Below are 17,350 nucleotides of genomic sequence, written 5' to 3'. Positions count from 1 at the left end.
ATCCTTCGCGGGCCCGTTCGGTTCCCGCTCTCACGAGACGGGCAGACCCGGTCGCTGCCCTTGCCAAAGCCGCGCGGAACAAAAAGGCCCGTCCCGCGGGACGGGCTCATTTGGCAAACACGTGGTTGCCGATCACCGTGGTCACGGGCCGGCTGCGGATCCACGCGTTGGTCGTCTTTTTGGGGTTGTAGTAAAAGAGCGCGCCGTAGGAGGGGTCCCACCCGCGAATGGCGTCGAGGACGGCGTTTCGGGCCGTCCGGTTCGGCGTCAGCCAAAGCTGGCCGTCGTTGACCACCGAGAAGGCGCCAGGCTGGAAGATAACGCCGCTCACCGTGTTGGGGAACCGCGTCGACTCAAGGCGGTTGAGCACCACCGCCGCCACGGCCACCTGGCCGCGGTACGGCTCGCCGCGCGCTTCCCCGTACACCAGGCGGGTGAGCAGGTCAACCTCCCGCGCCGTGAACGTGCGCCGGTAGAGCGCGTTCCACGTGCGCGTGCCAACAACGCCCGTCGCGGGCAATCCGTGGTCGCGTTGGAACGCCTTGACCCCTTTCTGGGTGCGCCAGCCGAAGATGCCGTCGTAGGGTCCGTTGTAGTACCCCAATTGGATCAGGCGATGCTGCAGATCCCACACGTAACCATCCGTCGCGCCGTACTTCAGGACCGGACGAGCTGCGGCGGCGTCGTCGGCCGGCGCCAACCAGGCGAACACGAGGAAGAAGGCCAGCAGCGTTCGGGATACCCCCTTCACCACCCCACCTCCTTTCCTTGTGTTCATTGCTCATTTTATTGGGAGGGGGAGGGGGTTTCATTAGGGGGTTGATGGAAAGGAAACGGTGTCAACCGATGGCAAAAAAACACCCCCTCCCACGCACGGTGGAGGGGGAAGGTCGAAACCGGTTGTTACATGTTCCGACGGTATTTGCCGCCCACTTCGTACAGGGCCTGGGTGATCTGGCCAAGGGAGCAGTACTTCACCGTCTCCATCAGCTCGGCGAAGATGTTGCCGCCGGAGCGGGCCACCTCCTTGAGGCGCTTCAGCATCTCCGGCGCCTTGTCCTTGTTCCGCTCCTGGAAGGCGCGCAGGTTCCGGATCTGCTGCTCCTTCTCCTCCTTCGTCGCCCGCGCCAGCTGGACGTTGTTCCACTCCTCCTCGGAGGCGTTTTCGTTGACGAAGGTGTTGACGCCGATGATCGGCAGCTCGCCGCTGTGCTTGAGCTGCTCGTAGTGGAGCGACTCCTCCTGGATCTTGGCGCGCTGGTACATCGTCTCCATGGCCCCGAGGACGCCGCCGCGGGTGCTGAGGCGCTCGAATTCGGCCAGCACGGCTTCCTCGACGAGGTCGGTCAGCTCCTCGATGATGAAGGAGCCCTGCAGCGGGTTTTCGTTCTTGGCCAGTCCAAGCTCCTTGGTGATGATGAGCTGGATGGCCACCGCCCGGCGCACCGACTCCTCCGTCGGCGTGGTGATCGCCTCGTCGTAGGCGTTGGTGTGCAGCGAGTTGCAGTTGTCGTAGATGGCCATGAGCGCCTGCAGCGTGGTGCGGATGTCGTTGAAGGCCATCTCCTGGGCGTGCAGGGAACGGCCCGAGGTCTGGACGTGGTACTTCAGCTTCTGGCTGCGCTCGTTGGCGCCGTATCGGTACTTCATCACCGTGGCCCAGATGCGCCGCGCCACCCGGCCGATCACCGAGTATTCGGGATCGAGGCCGTTGGAGAAGAAGAAGGACAGGTTGGGCGCGAAGTCGTCGATGTGCATGCCGCGGGACAGGTAGTACTCGACGTAGGTGAAGCCGTTGGCCAGGGTGAAGGCGAGCTGCGTGATCGGGTTGGCCCCGGCCTCGGCGATGTGGTACCCGCTGATCGACACCGAGTAGTAGTTCTTCACCTCGTTGTCGATGAAGTACTGCTGGATGTCGCCCATCATGCGCAGGGCGAAGTCGATGGAGAAGATGCACGTGTTCTGGCCCTGGTCCTCCTTGAGGATATCGGCCTGTACCGTGCCGCGCACCGTGCGGAGCGTCCGTTTTTTGATCTCTTCGTACTCCTCACGCGTCGGCTCGCGACCGTGCTCGGCCTTGAACTTCTCCACCTGCTGGTCGATGGCCGTGTTGAAGAACATGGCCAGGAGAATCGGTGCCGGCCCGTTGATCGTCATTGACACGCTCGTCTTCGGGTCGCACAGGTCAAAGCCGGCGTACAGCTTCTTCATGTCGTCGAGCGTGCAGACGCTGACGCCGCTCTCCCCGACCTTGCCGTAGATGTCCGGCCGGTAATCGGGGTCGTGGCCGTACAGGGTGACGCTGTCGAAAGCCGTGGACAGGCGCTTGGCCGTGTCGTTGCGGCACAGGTAGTGGAAGCGCTTGTTCGTGCGCTCCGGCGTGCCCTCGCCGGCAAACTGCCGCTTGGGGTCTTCCTCGGTGCGCTTGAAGGGGAAGACGCCGGCGGTGTACGGGAATTCGCCGGGCACGTTTTCCTTCAGGCACCACCTGAGGATTTCGCCCCAGTCCTCGTACTTCGGCAGAGCCACCTTGGGAATCTTCGTCCCTGCCAGCGAGGTCGTGTACAGCTGCTGCGTGATCTCCTTATCGCGCACCTTGTAGGTGAAGGTGTCCTGCGTGTACTTCTCCTTCACCTTGGGCCAGTTCTCCAGAATCTTCTTGCAGTCGGGGTGCAGCTGGGCCTCGGTGCGGGCGATCTCCTCCTCCAGGGCGGCCAGCGCCTTCTTGGCTTCCTCGTCGTCGCGCCCGGCCAGCGCCTCCTTGGCTCCGTGGAGCCGGTACAGCTTGCGCGCCACGGCCACCTGCTCGTCGACAAACTTGCGGTAGTTCCGCACCGTCTGGGCGATTTCGGCCAGGTAGTTGGCCCGTTCCGGCGGGATGATCCGATTGTGCTTGGTCGTCACCTTCTCCTTCGGCGCGTCGGGCACCGGCCAGCCCGTCCCCTTCTTCTCGTTGATCGTCTTCACCAGATGGGCAAACAGGCTGTTGACGCCGGGGTCGTTGAACTGGCTGGCGATGGTCCCGAACACCGGCAGGTCCTCGTCCTTCACGTGGAACAGGTTGCGGTTGCGTTTGACCTGCTTGCGCACCTCGCGCAGGGCATCCTCGGAGCCGCGCCGTTCAAACTTGTTGATGACGACGATGTCGGCGAAGTCGAGCATGTCGATCTTCTCGAGCTGCGACGGCGCGCCGAACTCGCTCGTCATCACGTAGAGGGCGATGTCGCACACCTTGACGATCTCGGCGTCGCCCTGGCCGATCCCGCTCGTCTCGACGATGACGAGGTCGAATCCGGCCGCCTTCACGACGGCGATGGCGTCCTCGATGGCCGGGGACAGCTCCGATTTCGACCCGCGCGTGGCCAGGCTGCGCATGTACGCCCGCGGGCTGTCGATGGCGTTCATGCGGATGCGGTCGCCGAGGAGGGCGCCGCCTGTGCGCTGGCGGGACGGGTCGACGGAGAGAATGGCCACCGTCTTGTCGGGGAAGTGCTCGAGGAAGCGCAGCACAAGCTCGTCGGTCAGCGAGCTCTTCCCGGCCCCGCCGGTCCCGGTGATCCCGACCACCGGCACGTGGGGATTCGCCCGGCGCAGCTCGTCAAACAGCGCGCCGTAGCGCCGCTCCCCGCGCGCCACCTCCTGCTCGGCCACGGTGATCAGCCGAGCGATCGCTTGCTCGTCGCGGGCGCGCAGGCGGGCCGGTTCGTCGGTCACCTCCGTCACCGTGGGGAAGTCGCACTGCTCGAGCATGTAGTTGATCATGCCCTGCAGGCCCATGCGCCGGCCGTCCTCCGGCGAGAAGATCTTGCAGATGCCGTAGGCCTCCAGCTCGTCGATCTCACGGGGGATGATCACCCCGCCCCCGCCGCCGAAGATCTTGATGTGCCCGGCGCCGCGTTCCTGCAGGAGGTCGTACATGTACTTGAAGAACTCCATGTGCCCGCCCTGGTAGGAGCTGACGGCAATCCCCTGCACGTCTTCCTGAATGGCGGCGCGGACGATTTCCTCCGCCGAGCGGTTGTGGCCGAGATGGATCACCTCGGCACCAGAAGCCAAAAGCAGGCGACGGACGATGTTGATCGCCGCATCGTGGCCATCAAAGAGGCTGGCCGCCGTGACGAAGCGCACCTTGTGGCGCGTGCGGTAGACGCCGTCCACCACGCGGCCGCGCGCGTCCTCCGCCGTCGCCGCGTGGGAACGCGTTTGTTCGTCCGCATGAGGCTTGAGCCCGGCTTCCATCGTCGCTCACTCCTTTCGTATCGGTTCTTTGCTCGATTCGCTGGCCATCTCGTTCAGGAGCAGCGCGATCTGCCGCTCCGTGTACTGCTCCAGCGTGTAGTGCTTGCGCAGGGCCCACCGGCGAAACGTCCACATCTCGCCCATCACCATGATGTTATGGGCCATCAGCTTCACCTGCGACTCGTCGAGGCGAATCGTGCCGTCGGCGATGCCGCGGCGCAGGATTTCTTCGAAGATGCCGGTGATCTCCTCTTCCTTGCGCAGCACATACGGCAAATGCGTCGGCGGCAAGGACTTCGTCTCCTGGTACATGAGGAGCACGCTGTCCTGCATTTCGTCCATCACCTTGAAGAAGTGACGAATGGCTTCCTTGAGCATTTCAATGCCGCTTTTGCTGTCGCACAGCGCCTCGCGCAGCCGCCGCTCCACTTCGCCGTGGATGGCCTCGACGACCAGGTAGAGGACGTCCTCCTTCGATTCGATGTACTCGTAGAGGGTGCCGATGCTGAAACCTGACGCCTTGGCGATCTCGCGGGTTGTCGTGCGGTGAAAACCCTTGTGGATGAACAGTTCCACCGCCGCGTCGACGATCTGGCGCCGGCGCTTTTCGATGAGCACCGGATCCTTCACCATGGAGGGGATCTTCAGCTTGGGGCGGTCCACCGGCCTACACCTCCTCCCCGACGGGCCCGTGGCGGCACAGGAGGCGGTCGGGCTCGCGCAAGAGGCCGCTGACCAGCGCCTCCGCCGCCGCATACGGGTCCACGGCGCCGGCTTGCACCTGCTCGAGCAAAGCGGCAAAGGGAGGTTCCTCCAGGGCGACAGCCAAGCGCTGCTGCAAGCGGGCGGCGGCCAGGGCCAGCACGTCGCGGCGCAGGCGTTCGGCCCGCTGGCGGCGGCCTTCGCCGCTTTGGTCGAGGTACGCACGGTGGGCCGTCACCGCTTGCCACAGGGCATCGAGCCCCGCGTCACGCGTCGCCGACGTCTTCACCACCGGCGGGCGCCACGGCGCGTCGTGCTTGACGAAATCGAGCATCGCCTCGACCTGGGCCTTCACCTTCTCGGCGCCCGGAAGATCGGCCTTGTTGACGACAAAGATGTCGGCGATCTCCATGATGCCGGCCTTGAAGGCCTGCACCACGTCGCCCCCGCCGGGCGTCAGCACGACGACCGTCGTGTCCGCCACGTGCATGACGTCCACTTCCGACTGGCCCACCCCGACCGTCTCGACGAGGACGACGTCAAACCCGGCCGCGTCGAGGACGCGCACGGCATCCTGGGTGCTGCGCGAAAGGCCCCCGAGATGGCCCCGCGTCCCCATGCTGCGGATGAACACGCCCGGATCGGTCGCGTGGGCCTGCATGCGCACGCGGTCGCCCAAGAGCGCCCCGCCGGTAAACGGGCTTGTCGGGTCGACGGCGACGACGGCGACGGTCAGGCCTTGCCGCCGCAAATGGCCCACCAGCCGGTCAACCAGGGAGCTTTTCCCTGCCCCGGGCGCGCCGGTGATGCCCACACGCACCGCCCGGCCGGTATGGGGGTACAGCCGCTTGAGCAAGGCGTCCTTTTCGGGGTGGCCGTTTTCCACCCAGGTGATCGCCCGCGCCACCGCGCGCCGGTCGCCGGCCCGCACCCGCGCCGCCAACTCGTCCATGGCTCCTCGCTCCTCTCCGCTTCCGCAGCTCTTGCGCCGAAACATCGCACCGCTTCACTCGTCGCGCCCCGCGCCCCTGCCGTCCTTGGCGTTCTCCCGCCGCGCCCTCACGCCTTGAGCAGGTGGTTGGCGATGACGAGGCGCTGAATCTCGTTCGTCCCCTCGTAGATCTGGGTGATCTTGGCGTCGCGCATGAACCGTTCGACCGGGTACTCCTTCGTGTAGCCGTAGCCGCCGAAGATCTGCACGGCGTCGATCGTCACCTCCATGGCCACGTCGCCGGCAAAGAGCTTGGCCATGGCCGAGGCCTTGCCGTAGGGCAGGCCGTTGTCCTCGAGCCAAGCCGCCTGGTAGGTGAGGAGGCGCGCCGCTTCGATCTTCGTCGCCATGTCGGCCAGCATGAACTGGATGGCCTGCTGCTCAGCAATCGGCTTGCCGAACTGCTTGCGCTCCTTGGCGTAGGCGAGGGCCGCCTCGAAGGCCCCCTGGGCGATGCCCACCGCCTGCGCGGCGATGCCGTTGCGCCCGCCGTCGAGGGTCATCATGGCGATCTTAAACCCCTCCCCTTCGCGGCCGAGGAGGTTTTCGGCGGGCACGCGGCAGTCCTCGAAGATCACCTCATAGGTCGTCGACGAGCGGATGCCCAGCTTGCTCTCCTTCTTGCCCATGCGGAAGCCGGGCGTCCCCTTTTCGACGATGAAGGCGCTGATGCCGCGGTGGCGCTTTTCCGCCTTCGGATCGGTGAGGGCAAAGACGATGTAGATGTCGCCTACATCGCCGTTGGTGATGAAGACCTTGCTCCCGTTGAGGACGTAGCTGTCGCCGTCGCGGAGGGCCGTTGTGCGCATCCCGGCGGCGTCGGACCCCGAGCCGGGCTCGGTGAGGCAGTAGGCGCCGATCTTTTCGCCGGTGGCCAGGGGGCGCAGGAAGCGCGCCTTCTGCTCTTCGGTGCCGAACTTCCAGATCGGCCAGCTGGCCAAGGACACGTGGGCCGACAGCGTCACGCCGACGGAGGCGTCGACGCGGGACAGCTCCTCCACGGCAATGACATAGCTGAGGAAGTCGGCCCCCGCCCCGCCGTACTTCTCCTCCCACGGAATGCCGGTCAGCCCCAGCTCGGCCATCTTGTCGAAGATGGCCCGGTCAAAGCGCTCCGCCTCGTCGCGCTCGGCAGCCGTGGGGGCCACCTCCTTTTCGGCGAACTCGCGCACCATGCGGCGCATCATCTCATGTTCTTCGCGCAGCCGAAAGTCCATTGCCCTCGCTCCTTTTTCGTTGGAATGCCGTCTGGGAAGGCCGCGGTGCTTCCGCTCCCGAAACCCGCAGCCGTCGTCTCCGCCGCTCGCTCACGCCTTGAGCAGGCGGCGGGCGATCACCAGCCGCTGGATCTGGTTCGTGCCCTCATAGATCTGCGTGATCTTGGCGTCGCGGAAATAACGCTCCACGGGGTACTCCTTCGTGTAGCCGTAACCGCCGAAGATCTGCACCGCCTCGGTGGCCACCCACATCGCCGTGTCGGAGGCGAAGCACTTGGCCATCGACGCTTCCTTGCCGCAGGGCAGGCCCCGGTCGCGCAACGCCGCCGCGCGGTAGACGAGGAGGCGCGCCGCCTCGATGCGCGTGGCCATGTCGGCCAGCTTGAATTGGATGGCCTGCTGCTCGGCGATCGGCTTGCCGAACTGTTTGCGCTCCTTGGCGTAGGCAAGGGCGTGAGCAAAGGCGCCCTCCGCGATGCCGAGGGCTTGGGCGGCGATGCCGATGCGCCCGCCGTCGAGGTTGGCCATGGCGATCGTGAAGCCCTCGCCCTCCTCGCCCAGCCGGTTTTCCGCCGGCACCTCGGCGTCCTCAAAGATGAGGGCCGTCGTGCTCGAGCCATGCAGGCCCATCTTCTTCTCCTTCTTGCCGACGACGAAGCCGGGCGTGTCCTTCTCCACGATGAAGGCGGTGATGCCCTTGGCCCCTTTCGTCGGGTCGGTGACGGCAAAGGTGATATAGACGTCGGCGTGGCCGCCGCTGGTGATGAACACCTTCGTGCCGTTCAGGATGTACCGGTCGCCCTTTTTCACCGCCGTGGTGCGGATGCTTGCCGCATCGGACCCGGCGTGGGGCTCGGTGAGGGCGAAGGCCCCGAGCCATTCACCGGTAGCCAGCTTCGGCACGTACCGCTTCTTCTGTTCCGCGGTGCCGAAGGTGAGAATCGGGTACGTGGCCACCGAGGTATGCACCGAGAGGATGACGCCCACCGCCGGGCTGACCTTGGAAATCTCCTCGATGGCCAGGATGTAGGAGGTGAAGTCCATCCCCGCGCCGCCCCACGCTTCGGGAATGGGGATGCCCATCAGCCCCAGCTCGCCCATCTTCTTGAGGATGGCGGCGGGAAAAGCGTCTTCCGCCTCCATGCGTGGCACCTGGGGGGCGATCTCCTTTTCGGCAAACTCGCGCACCAGTTTGCGCAGCATCTCCTGCTCCGGCGTGAAGTGAAGGTTCATGCGCTTCCCCCGCTTCCTGTCTTTCCGTCACCGCGCGACGCCCACGCGGTTGCCCGCCTCGTCGTAGAGGTAGAAGCCCCGCCCCGTCTTGCGGCCCAGCCACCCGGCCTTCACGTACTGGCGGAGAAGGGGGCACGGCCGGTACTTCGGATCGCCGAACCCCTCGTGCAGCACCTCGAGGATGGCCAGGCAGGTGTCGAGGCCGATCAGGTCGGCCAGGGCCAGCGGGCCCATCGGGTGGTTCATGCCCAGCTTCATCACCTGGTCCACCGCTTCCGGCGTGGCCACCCCTTCGTAGACGCAGTAGATGGCTTCGTTGATCATCGGCATGAGGACGCGGTTGGAGACAAAGCCGGGGAAGTCGTTGACGACGACGGGCGTCTTGCCCAGGGCCTTGGCCAGCTCCTCGGTGATCCGGTACACCTCGTCGGCCGTGGCCAGCCCGCGGATGATCTCGACGAGCGGCATCACCGGCACGGGGTTCATAAAGTGCATGCCGATGACCTTCTCCGGTCGCTTCGTATTGGCCGCCAGCTCGGTGATCGGCAGGGAGGAAGTGTTGGAGGCCAGGATGGCGTGCGGCGGCGCCGCCTCGTCCAGCCTGCGGAAGACGTCGGCCTTGATGGCCAGGTTCTCGGTGACGGCCTCGATGACGAAGTCGGCCCCCCGCGCCTCCTCGAGCGCCGTCGTCGTGCGGATGCGGGCGAGGGCTTCGTCCCGCGCCGCGGCCGTCAGCTTGCCCTTTTCCACGGCACGGTCGAGGTGGCGCCGGATGGTGCCCAGCCCCCGCTCGACGAAGCGTTCTTCCACGTCGTGCAGGATGACGTTGTAGCCGGATTGCGCCGCCACCTGGGCGATGCCGCTGCCCATCTGGCCAGCGCCGACGACCAGGATCGTGCGGATCTCCACGGGTGTCCCCCCTCTTTCTCGCTGGGTTTGCGCTCCGTTGTGTTGATGCCCCCTTCGGCGGGGGTTGCCGGATGCCTTATGCGCCTTCCACCTGCACGAGGATCGCGTCGCCCTGGGCGGCGCCGCTGCAGATGGCGGCGATGCCGAGCCCGCCGCCGCGGCGGCGCAGCTCGTAGATGAGGGTGATGAGGATGCGCGCCCCGCTGGCGCCGATGGGATGCCCGAGGGCGATGGCCCCGCCGTTGACGTTCACCTTCTCGCGGTCCCAGCCGACGATCTTCTCGCTGGTCAGCACGACGGCGGCAAAGGCCTCGTTCACCTCGATGAGGTCGATGTCGTTGAGCGTAAGGCCGGTTTTCTTGAGGAGCTCCAGGATGGCCAGCCCCGGCACCGTGGCCAAATACGGCGCCTCGGCCCCCACCGCAGCATGGGCGAGGATGGTGGCCAAGGGCTTTTTCCCCTCGCGCTTCGCCCGCTCCGCCGACATCAGCACGAGCGCGCCGGCCCCGTCGTTGACGCCGGGGGCGTTGCCGGCCGTGATCGTGCCGTCGGCCAGGAAGATGGGCGGCAGTTTGGCCAGCGCCTCCAGGCTCGTGTCGCGCCGCGGCGCCTCGTCCGTCGTGACGAGGACCGGCTCGCCCTTCCGCTGCGGCACGGCCACCGGCACAATCTCCTCGGCCAGCTTGCCGCTGTCGATGGCGGCGATGGCCCGCTGGTGGCTGCGCAGGGCGTAGGCGTCCTGCTCCTCCCGCGTGATGCCGTACTCCTTGGCCACGTTGCTGCCGTGGACGGCCATGTGCACGTTGTGAAAGGCGCAGGTGAGGCCGTCGTGCACCATCAGGTCGACGAGTTCGCCATTCCCCATGCGGTAGCCCCATCGGGCGCGGGAAAGCGCATACGGCGCGTTGCTCATGCTCTCCATGCCCCCGGCGACGATCACCTCGGCGTCGCCGGCGCGGATGATCTGGTCGGCCAGCGTCACGCTGCGCAAGCCGGAGGCGCACACCTTGTTGATCGTCTCCGTGCGCACCTCCCACGGCAGGCCCGCCTTGCGCGCCGCCTGACGGGAGGGGATTTGCCCCGCCCCGCCCTGCAGCACCATGCCCAGGATCACCTCATCCACCTGCTCGGGGGCCACGTCGGCCCGCCGCAGGGCCTCGCGGATCGCCGCCGCCCCCAGGTCAACCGCCTGCAGGTCCTTCAGCGCGCCGCCGAACTTGCCGAAGGGCGTCCGCGCCGCCCCGACAATTACCGTCCGCGTCATGCTCTCCCTCCGTCGCATGGTGTTCTCGCGCCCGTTCCGCGCCGATGGACGTTCGCGCGGCACCGGCGTTTCCTCGCGCCGCTTTTGTCACAGCGCCTCGGCGAGGAGCTCCACCACGTCGCGCGTCTTCACCTGGTCCTCGACGCCCTTGGCCTTGGTGCCGTCGCTCATCATCGTCAGGCAGTACGGGCAGGCGCTGCCGATCACCGTGGGGTTCGTCGCCAGGGCCTGCTCGGTGCGGGCCACGTTGACGCGCGTCCCCTCGCGCTCCTCAAGCCACATCAGCCCGCCACCGGCGCCGCAGCACATGGCGTTTTCCCGGTTGCGCTCCATCTCCACCAGCTCGACGCCGGGGATGGCGCGCAGAATCTCCCGCGGCGCGTCGTACACGCCGTTGTACCGCCCCAGGTAACAGGAGTCGTGGTAGACGACGCGCTCGCGCACCTCTTTGCGCGGGCGGATGCGCCCTTCCTTGAGCAGGCGCGCCACCAGCTCGGTGTGGTGGACCACTTCCTCGGCCGCAAAGCCGAAGTCGGGATACTCGTTCTTGAACGTGTGGTAGGCGTGCGGGTCGATGGTGACGATCTTGCGTACGTTGTGCTGCCGGAACGTCTCGATGTTCTCCTGGACCAGCTGCTGGAAGAGGAACTCGTTGCCCAGCCGGCGCGGCGTGTCGCCGGAGTTCTTCTCCTCGTTGCCGAGGATGGCGAAGGAAACGCCCGCCTCGTGGAGCACCTTGGCCAGGGCGCGGACCACCTTCATGCTGCGGTTGTCGTAGGACCCCATCGATCCCACCCACAGGAGGTACTCGAAGTCCTCCACCTCGTGCACGGTGGGAATGGGCACCTCGGCCCCGTCCCGCCACTTGGCGCGGTCGTTCTTGCTGAGGCCCCACGGGTTGTACTGCCGCTCGATGTTCTGGAACACCCGCGCCGCTTCGGCCGGCATCTCGCCCTGCGTCAGGACGAGGTAGCGGCGCAGGTCGATGATCTTGTCGACGTGCTCGTTCATCACCGGGCACTGGTCCTCGCAGTTGCGACACGTCGTGCAGGCCCAGATCTCCTGCTCGGTGATCACGTCGCCAATCAGCTGGACGTCGTAGGCGGCCGCCGGCGCCTCCCCCCGCGCCTCCGCCGTCCCGGCGGCCGCCACCTCCCGCGCCGCGCGGGCCAGCTGGTTTTCGGGGGTGTGGGCGAAGGCGAAGGCCGGCACCCACGGCTGCTTCGAGGTAACGGCCGCCCCCTTGGCCGTCAGGTGGTCGCGCAGCTTGACGATGAGGTCCATCGGCGAGAGCATCTTCCCCGTCCCCGACGCCGGGCACATGCTCGTGCACCGCCCGCATTCCACGCAGGCGTACAGATCGAGGAGCTGCTTTTGCGTGAACTGCTCGATTCTTCCGACGCCAAACTCTTCTTGCGTCTCATCGTCAAAGTTGATCGGCTCCGGCTTCGGCGGGCCGAGGCGCTGCCAATAGACGTTGAGGGGCCCCGTGATCAGATGGAAATGTTTCGACTGCGGGACGTAGACGAGGAAGCTGAGCAGAATCAAGAGGTGCGCCCACCAGGCGACAAAGAAAGCCACCGCCGCCGCGTCGGGCGACAGCCCGGCAAAGGCCCCGGCAAGGAGCGACGACACCGGTGCGGCCCAGCCCGGCGCATGCCCCAGCCACCGTTGCTCGAAGGCCGCGGCCAGGAGTACCGAGAGCATCAGCGAACCGATGAACCAGAGGACGATCGACGGCTTCCAGCCACGCTTGAGGCGCGGAAGCTTTTCCACGTAGCGCCGGTACGCCGCGTAGAGCACGGCCAGAATGACGGCCAGCGTGGTCAGCTCCTGCAGGAAGGTGAAGGCCGGATAGAGGGGCCCCAGCGGCAGGTGCGACCCCGGCGCGAGGCCCTTCCAAATGAGGTCGATGGCCCCAAACTGGAGGATGATGAAGCCGTAAAACATCACCACGTGCATGACGCCGCTCTTTTTGTCCTTGAGCAGCTTCTTTTGCCCGAACACCTGCGTCCAGACGCGGCGCCATCGCGCGCGCCGGTCGCCTTCCCATGCCACGGGCCGGCCCAGCTTGACAAAGGCGTAGCGCGTGCGCACGACGTAAACAAAGAGCGAGACGGCATAGGCCGTGACCAAGAGAAACGCGATCCAATTGAGCACGAGCATCCCGTTCATGCGCGCGGCACTCCCTTCTCCAAGTTCCCATGGGTTCAACCGGTTCAAAGCGTTCCGTGAAATCCGAATCGTCCGTCAAAGGCAGCCGGATCACCCGGCCGATCCCGTCTGCTTGCTCATCTCCATGATAGCATATTCTGATCGAGCGCTCAATTACCAGTCTTTTTTCTTGAATGATTGTTCATTCATTTTTATGCAACCCCTCCCTTCCTTCTTGTTTGGAATGCGTCATCCCCAACGGTGAGGACATCGGAAGCCCTTTTCGACGCACCGGTTCAAAAATCCTCCCGCTGTTGCCAAACGTGCTGACCATCGCTTCCGGCACGAGGGAGACGGCCGCATCATCGAGGACATCCCGGAAGGGGCATGGCCGTACCGACGGGCCATGCGCAGCCACCCGCTGCGCCATGCACGCCTCAGGTCCGCTCGACCACAGCCCCGCGTTCGGCCAAGAGGCGTTCGATGGCCTTGTCGTGAGCGGGGGGAAGGATCCTGTCGGGGCTCACCGTTCGCTTGACCGGCCAGGTCGACGGGTCCTCCGGGTCGAGCTGCTCCAGGTAATCGATCACTTCCTTGGTGATCGGCGTCGGCGTGGAGGCCCCGGCGGTGACGGCCACCTTCTTCTTCCCCTTAAACCACTCCGGCTTGATCTCCGTCACGTCGGCCACGCGGTAGGCGGGCACGCCGGCAATCTCCTCGGCCACCTGGGCCAGCCGGTTGGAATTGTTGCTGCGCGGGTCGCCGACGACGATGCAGATGTCGGCCGCCTTGGCCTGCTCGGCCACGGCCTCCTGGCGCAGCTGCGTGGCCAGGCAGATCTCGTTGTGCACCTCCGCCGTCGGGTACTTCTGCTTGACCTTGTTGATCAGGTGGGCGACGTCCCACTGGCTCATCGTCGTCTGGTTGGTGACGATCAGCTTGTCCGTGGAGAGGTCGAGGGCGTCGACGTCGGCCTCGTTCTCCACAAGGTGCACCTTGCCCGGCGCCACGCCCATGGCTCCCTCCGGTTCCGGATGGCCGCGCTTGCCGATGTAGATCACCTCGTACCCCTGGGCCGTCTTTTCGCGGATCAGCTCATGGGTGCGGGTTACGTCGGGACAGGTGGCGTCGACGATGGTCAGCCCCTTCTCCCGCGCCCGCCGGCGCACCTCGGGGGACACGCCGTGGGCCGTAAAGACGACGGTCCCCTTGTCGATTCTCTCGAGGAGCGACAAGCGGTCCGCTCCGTCGAGGGTGCGGATGCCCAGCTTCTCGAAGGCTTCGACGACATGCCGGTTGTGGACGATCATGCCCAGGATGTAGATGGGTCGCGGCAGATCGGGGTTTTTCGCCGCGTACTGGGCGAGCATCATCGCGTCGACAACGCCGTAGCAGTACCCGCGCGGCGTGATTTTGATCACTTCCATGGACACGCGCCTCCTCTCGCTTCGTTTTTCATTCTACCACGGTTTCCGAGCGGGACACGGTGAAAACGCAACCAACCGCGCGGAACAGAAGAAACCATGCCGGCGCACAAACGCAAATGCGGCCGGGAAAAATTCCCCCGGCCGCGTCGCGTTTTCTTGTCCTTTCACACCCACTCCATGGTTAACACAACGCGCCCGTTCCGACCACCGAGCCCTTAACCGTAATCCCGTTGAGCACCGCATCGAAAATGGGAATCGGCAGTTCGTCGTTCGGCAACCCGACGACAACGAGCGTGCCGCCGCGCTTCAAGGAGCGGTACGCCTGTTCAAAGGCCTTCTTCGTCACCGCGACGCTGATCGCCGCCTGCACACCGCCGAACCGTTACTGCTTCAAAGGCCCTCACGCCCTCATGCCCCAGGATCGCGGGAAGATTGGGCTTCAGCGACCAGTCGGCACGCGCCAAATGCAGATCTCTCCGCTTCGCGCATCATGGACCGGGTTCAGGCACGCTCCGCTCGCGCCGCTTCACCAGCTCCTGAACGATAAACGACGCCACGTCCGGCGCCGTGGTGCCGGGACCAAAACCGGCGTCGTAGCCCAGCTCCAGGGCCAGCTCGTGGGTGATGCGCGGGCCGCCGCAGATGACGAGGAAGCGCTCGCGCAGGCCTTCCGCCTCGAGGAGCTCGATGAGCCCGGTTAGCGTGCGGATGTGCGATCCCTTTTGCGTCACCACCTGGGAGACGAGGATGGCGTCGGCGCCGAGCTCCACGGCGCGGGCGATGAGCGTTTCGTTGGGCACCTGGCTGCCGAGGTTGTAGGCGTCGATTTCCGGGTAGCGCTCGAGGCCGTATTCGCCGTTGTACCCCTTCATGTTCATGATCGCATCGATGCCCACGGTGTGGGCGTCGTCGCCGGTGCAGGCGCCCACCACGACCACCTTGCGGCCGATGCGCGCGCGAATGAAGGCGTTGATCTCGTCGAAGGTCATCCGCTTGCTCGTCACCTTGGGCACGCGGATGCGCGTCACGTCGACGGTGTGGACGCAGCGGCCATAGAGGATGTAGAACGAGAAGCCCTCGCCGAGATCGGCGCTGTGCACCACCTGCGGTTCCTCGAGGCCCATCTTGCCGGCCAGCTGGCGGGCCGCCTCCTTGGCCTCCTCGGTGAGGGGAACGGGCAGGGTGAAGCTGAGCTGCACCGCGCCGTCGCCGTACGTGTCGCCGTAGGGCTTGACGCGCGTTAGGTCAACGCTCGCCGCCGCAGCGTGTGACCGGTTGCCGGCATCTGGCCACGCGCGTTCCGTCATGGGACGATCACCTCCCGCGGCGGCAGGCCCAGTTCGGCGCGCAGCCGGTCCTCAAAGGGATTCCAGTAGGCCGGGTCCTTGCGAATCACGCCGTCCAGGCCGCGCCCGCCGTCGCGCGAACGCTTGACGTCGGCAAACAGGCCCCGTTCCAGCGCGGCGAAGAGGCCGATGCGCCGCACCTCTTCCAGCAGGTCGACGGCCTTGCGCAGCACCTCCTGGGCCCGCCGCTCGATGATCCCGCCCGGCTTGAACCGAATCTCGTCGGCCAAGTGGCGGGCGTTGGTGAAGATGTACTTGGCCGCCTCGATGGCCAGGCGCGGTCCTGGATGAAGGGCGTGTGCAGGGCCTCCGTCATCATCCCGAGGAGCTGGATGCCCTGGCGGGTCATGATGCCGACGAGGTTGAACAGCGCGTCCTGGACGTGGCCGCGGAAGATGTTTCCCGTCATGTGCTTGGTGGGCGGCATGTACTTGATCGGCGCGTCGGGGAAGATCTGGCGGACGAGCTGGGCCTGGGCGAGCTCGAAAAGAAAGCCGTCTTCCAACATCGGGTCCATTTCGAAAGCGTGGCCCAACCCCATCTGCTGCGGCGGCAGACCGGACAAGAGGGCGAACTGCTCGTTGATGAACTGGGAGGCGAGCACCGTGTGGGCCGCCTCCACGGCGTCGGCGGTGGTCAGGTAGTTGTCTTCGCCGGTGTTGATGACGATGCCGGCGTAGCTGTTGAGCATCCGCGAGAAGTACTGGTCGATCAGCGTGCGCTGCATGTTGATGTCGCGGAACAGGATGCCGTACAGGGCGTCGTTCAGCATCACGTCGAGCCGCTCGAGGGCGCCCATGGCGGCGATTTCCGGCATGCACAGGCCGGAGCAGTAGTTGCACAGGCGGATGTAGCGGCCGATCGCCTCGCCCACCTCGTCGAGGGCCTCGCGCATGATGCGGAAGTTGGCCTGGGTGGCGTAGGTGCCGCCGTAGCCCTCCCGCGTCGGACCATAGGGCACGTAATCGAGCAGGCTCTGCCCCGTGCTGCGGATGACAGCGATGATGTCGGCCCCCTGCCGGGCGGCGGCGCGGGCCTGGCGCACGTCCTCGTAGATGTCCCCGGTGGCCACGATAACGTAGAGGAGCGGCGGCGGCCCTTCGCCGAGGTGCGCCAGCAGTTCCTCGCGCCGGCGGCGGTTTTTGGCGATGACGGCCAGGCCGGCTTGGGCCAGCTCCTCGCCCGTCTCCCGCACCGCTCCCTCGTCGACGCCGCCGACGCGCGTCAGATCGAGGTCGCCGGCGGCCACGCGCTCGGCCACCTCCTGGGGCGTCAGGCCGTAGCGCGCGACGGCCGCGGCCATCCAGTAGGCCACCCCCCCCGCCCCAGCAGGCCCCGCTCGTGCACGTGGTCCACGACGACGTTGGGCAGCGGCACCCCGTCGGCATTGACGCCGTCGACGCCCATCAGGCGCAGCACGGTGCGCTCCGTGGCCACCGTGGTGCGCTGGGCGGTGAAGCGATCGACCTCTTCGGCGATGCCGCGCGCCGCGTCGCGGGCGCGGTCAATCATCGCCGGATCCAGGCGCAGTTTGTCCATCCTCCTCCCCCCGCATCCCGTCGTCTTTGGGCTTCGCCCTTGCCGTTGCGCCGTCGAGCAGCGCCGCGGCCCGCGCGAGGATCGCCTCCGGAAGGCCGGCCCAGCGGGCGATGCGCAGCGCGTCGCGCGGCACCTCGAGGCACGCGGTCGGGTACCAGCGGTAGTCCATCGGCAGGGCCGGCGGCGCGTGGCGCTCGGACGGTTCCGCTTCCACTTCGGGCGTCGGCCGCTCCGTTTCCGTCGGGGCGTCGCACGATCCCGCGCCCGCCCCCTTGCCCCCCTCCGGCCGGCGCAGTCCCCCGACGCGGTAGCGCCGCGCGCCGGGCGCG

Annotated in this window: 13 protein-coding genes and 2 pseudogenes; all 15 read right to left on the bottom strand. The window is 66.5% G+C overall.

Annotated features, from left to right (window positions below):
* Nucleotides 1-106: 106 nt before the first annotated feature.
* Nucleotides 107-751 (bottom strand): spore cortex-lytic enzyme, encoded by a 645-nt coding sequence (gene sleB, locus IEX61_RS10415; protein WP_229725836.1) that lies wholly within the window; start codon nucleotides 749-751, stop codon nucleotides 107-109.
* 152 nt (nucleotides 752-903) lie between these two features.
* Nucleotides 904-4,158: a fused isobutyryl-CoA mutase/GTPase IcmF gene (gene icmF / locus IEX61_RS10410; protein ID WP_188817941.1), complete on the bottom strand. Its 3,255-nt coding sequence runs from the start codon at nucleotides 4,156-4,158 to the stop codon at nucleotides 904-906.
* A gap of 87 nt (nucleotides 4,159-4,245) precedes the next feature.
* A complete protein-coding gene (locus IEX61_RS10405; protein ID WP_373288448.1) occupies nucleotides 4,246-4,902 on the bottom strand; it encodes a TetR/AcrR family transcriptional regulator in 657 nt (218 codons plus the stop codon).
* 4 nt (nucleotides 4,903-4,906) lie between these two features.
* Complete coding sequence (gene meaB, locus IEX61_RS10400) at nucleotides 4,907-5,893, bottom strand: methylmalonyl Co-A mutase-associated GTPase MeaB (RefSeq protein ID WP_188817937.1); 987 nt, start codon at nucleotides 5,891-5,893, stop codon at nucleotides 4,907-4,909.
* A gap of 107 nt (nucleotides 5,894-6,000) precedes the next feature.
* The gene (locus IEX61_RS10395) at nucleotides 6,001-7,149 is read right to left on the bottom strand and encodes an acyl-CoA dehydrogenase (protein WP_188817935.1); all 1,149 of its coding nucleotides are present in this window, start codon (nucleotides 7,147-7,149) and stop codon (nucleotides 6,001-6,003) included.
* 90 nt (nucleotides 7,150-7,239) lie between these two features.
* Entirely contained in the window at nucleotides 7,240-8,382 is a 1,143-nt protein-coding gene (locus tag IEX61_RS10390; RefSeq protein ID WP_188817933.1) for an acyl-CoA dehydrogenase, read from the bottom strand.
* A 27-nt stretch (nucleotides 8,383-8,409) separates the two neighbouring features.
* The gene (locus IEX61_RS10385; protein WP_188817931.1) at nucleotides 8,410-9,291 is read right to left on the bottom strand and encodes a 3-hydroxybutyryl-CoA dehydrogenase; all 882 of its coding nucleotides are present in this window, start codon (nucleotides 9,289-9,291) and stop codon (nucleotides 8,410-8,412) included.
* Nucleotides 9,292-9,367: 76 nt separating this feature from the next.
* Nucleotides 9,368-10,555 carry an acetyl-CoA C-acetyltransferase gene (locus tag IEX61_RS10380; protein ID WP_188817929.1) on the bottom strand — a complete coding sequence of 396 codons (1,188 nt, stop codon included), beginning with the start codon at nucleotides 10,553-10,555 and terminating at the stop codon, nucleotides 9,368-9,370.
* An 87-nt stretch (nucleotides 10,556-10,642) separates the two neighbouring features.
* Nucleotides 10,643-12,730, bottom strand: a complete 2,088-nt coding sequence (locus tag IEX61_RS10375) for a 4Fe-4S dicluster domain-containing protein (RefSeq protein ID WP_188817927.1) — start codon at nucleotides 12,728-12,730, stop codon at nucleotides 10,643-10,645.
* 416 nt (nucleotides 12,731-13,146) lie between these two features.
* Nucleotides 13,147-14,136: a 4-hydroxy-3-methylbut-2-enyl diphosphate reductase gene (locus IEX61_RS10370; protein WP_054671947.1), complete on the bottom strand. Its 990-nt coding sequence runs from the start codon at nucleotides 14,134-14,136 to the stop codon at nucleotides 13,147-13,149.
* Nucleotides 14,137-14,332: 196 nt separating this feature from the next.
* Nucleotides 14,333-14,512: pseudogene (locus IEX61_RS10365) on the bottom strand (zinc-binding dehydrogenase); the annotation flags it as partial.
* A gap of 112 nt (nucleotides 14,513-14,624) precedes the next feature.
* Nucleotides 14,625-15,443, bottom strand: coding sequence for a lysine 5,6-aminomutase subunit beta (gene kamE / locus IEX61_RS10360; protein ID WP_054671953.1), 819 nt, complete (start codon nucleotides 15,441-15,443; stop codon nucleotides 14,625-14,627).
* A gap of 107 nt (nucleotides 15,444-15,550) precedes the next feature.
* Nucleotides 15,551-16,785 (bottom strand): annotated as a pseudogene (gene kamD / locus IEX61_RS10355) (lysine 5,6-aminomutase subunit alpha); the annotation flags it as partial.
* Complete coding sequence (locus tag IEX61_RS12650; RefSeq protein WP_268238403.1) at nucleotides 16,755-17,021, bottom strand: lysine 5,6-aminomutase subunit alpha TIM-barrel domain-containing protein; 267 nt, start codon at nucleotides 17,019-17,021, stop codon at nucleotides 16,755-16,757. The pseudogene kamD and the gene IEX61_RS12650, both read right to left, overlap by 31 nt.
* On the bottom strand, nucleotides 16,987-17,350 hold a 364-nt coding region (locus tag IEX61_RS10350; protein ID WP_188817925.1), incomplete at its 5' end, for a hypothetical protein. The genes IEX61_RS12650 and IEX61_RS10350, both read right to left, overlap by 35 nt.

The sequence above is a fragment of the Calditerricola satsumensis genome (genome assembly GCF_014646935.1).
GTDB lineage: Bacteria > Bacillota > Bacilli > Calditerricolales > Calditerricolaceae > Calditerricola > Calditerricola satsumensis.
The sequence above is the reverse complement of the archived record's forward strand: the minus strand, read 5'-3'. Positions and strand labels throughout refer to the sequence as shown.

Excerpts from the sequence above, each read along its gene's own strand:
- IEX61_RS12650 (WP_268238403.1), bottom strand. The coding sequence starts at position 17,021 with ATGGACAAACTGCGCCTGGATCCGGCGATGATTGACCGCGCCCGCGAC.
- kamE (WP_054671953.1), bottom strand. The coding sequence starts at position 15,443 with ATGACGGAACGCGCGTGGCCAGATGCCGGCAACCGGTCACACGCTGCG.
- IEX61_RS10395 (WP_188817935.1), bottom strand. The coding sequence starts at position 7,149 with ATGGACTTTCGGCTGCGCGAAGAACATGAGATGATGCGCCGCATGGTG.
- IEX61_RS10375 (WP_188817927.1), bottom strand. The coding sequence starts at position 12,730 with ATGAACGGGATGCTCGTGCTCAATTGGATCGCGTTTCTCTTGGTCACG.
- IEX61_RS10390 (WP_188817933.1), bottom strand. The coding sequence starts at position 8,382 with ATGAACCTTCACTTCACGCCGGAGCAGGAGATGCTGCGCAAACTGGTG.
- IEX61_RS10380 (WP_188817929.1), bottom strand. The coding sequence starts at position 10,555 with ATGACGCGGACGGTAATTGTCGGGGCGGCGCGGACGCCCTTCGGCAAG.
- meaB (WP_188817937.1), bottom strand. The coding sequence starts at position 5,893 with ATGGACGAGTTGGCGGCGCGGGTGCGGGCCGGCGACCGGCGCGCGGTG.
- IEX61_RS10370 (WP_054671947.1), bottom strand. The coding sequence starts at position 14,136 with ATGGAAGTGATCAAAATCACGCCGCGCGGGTACTGCTACGGCGTTGTC.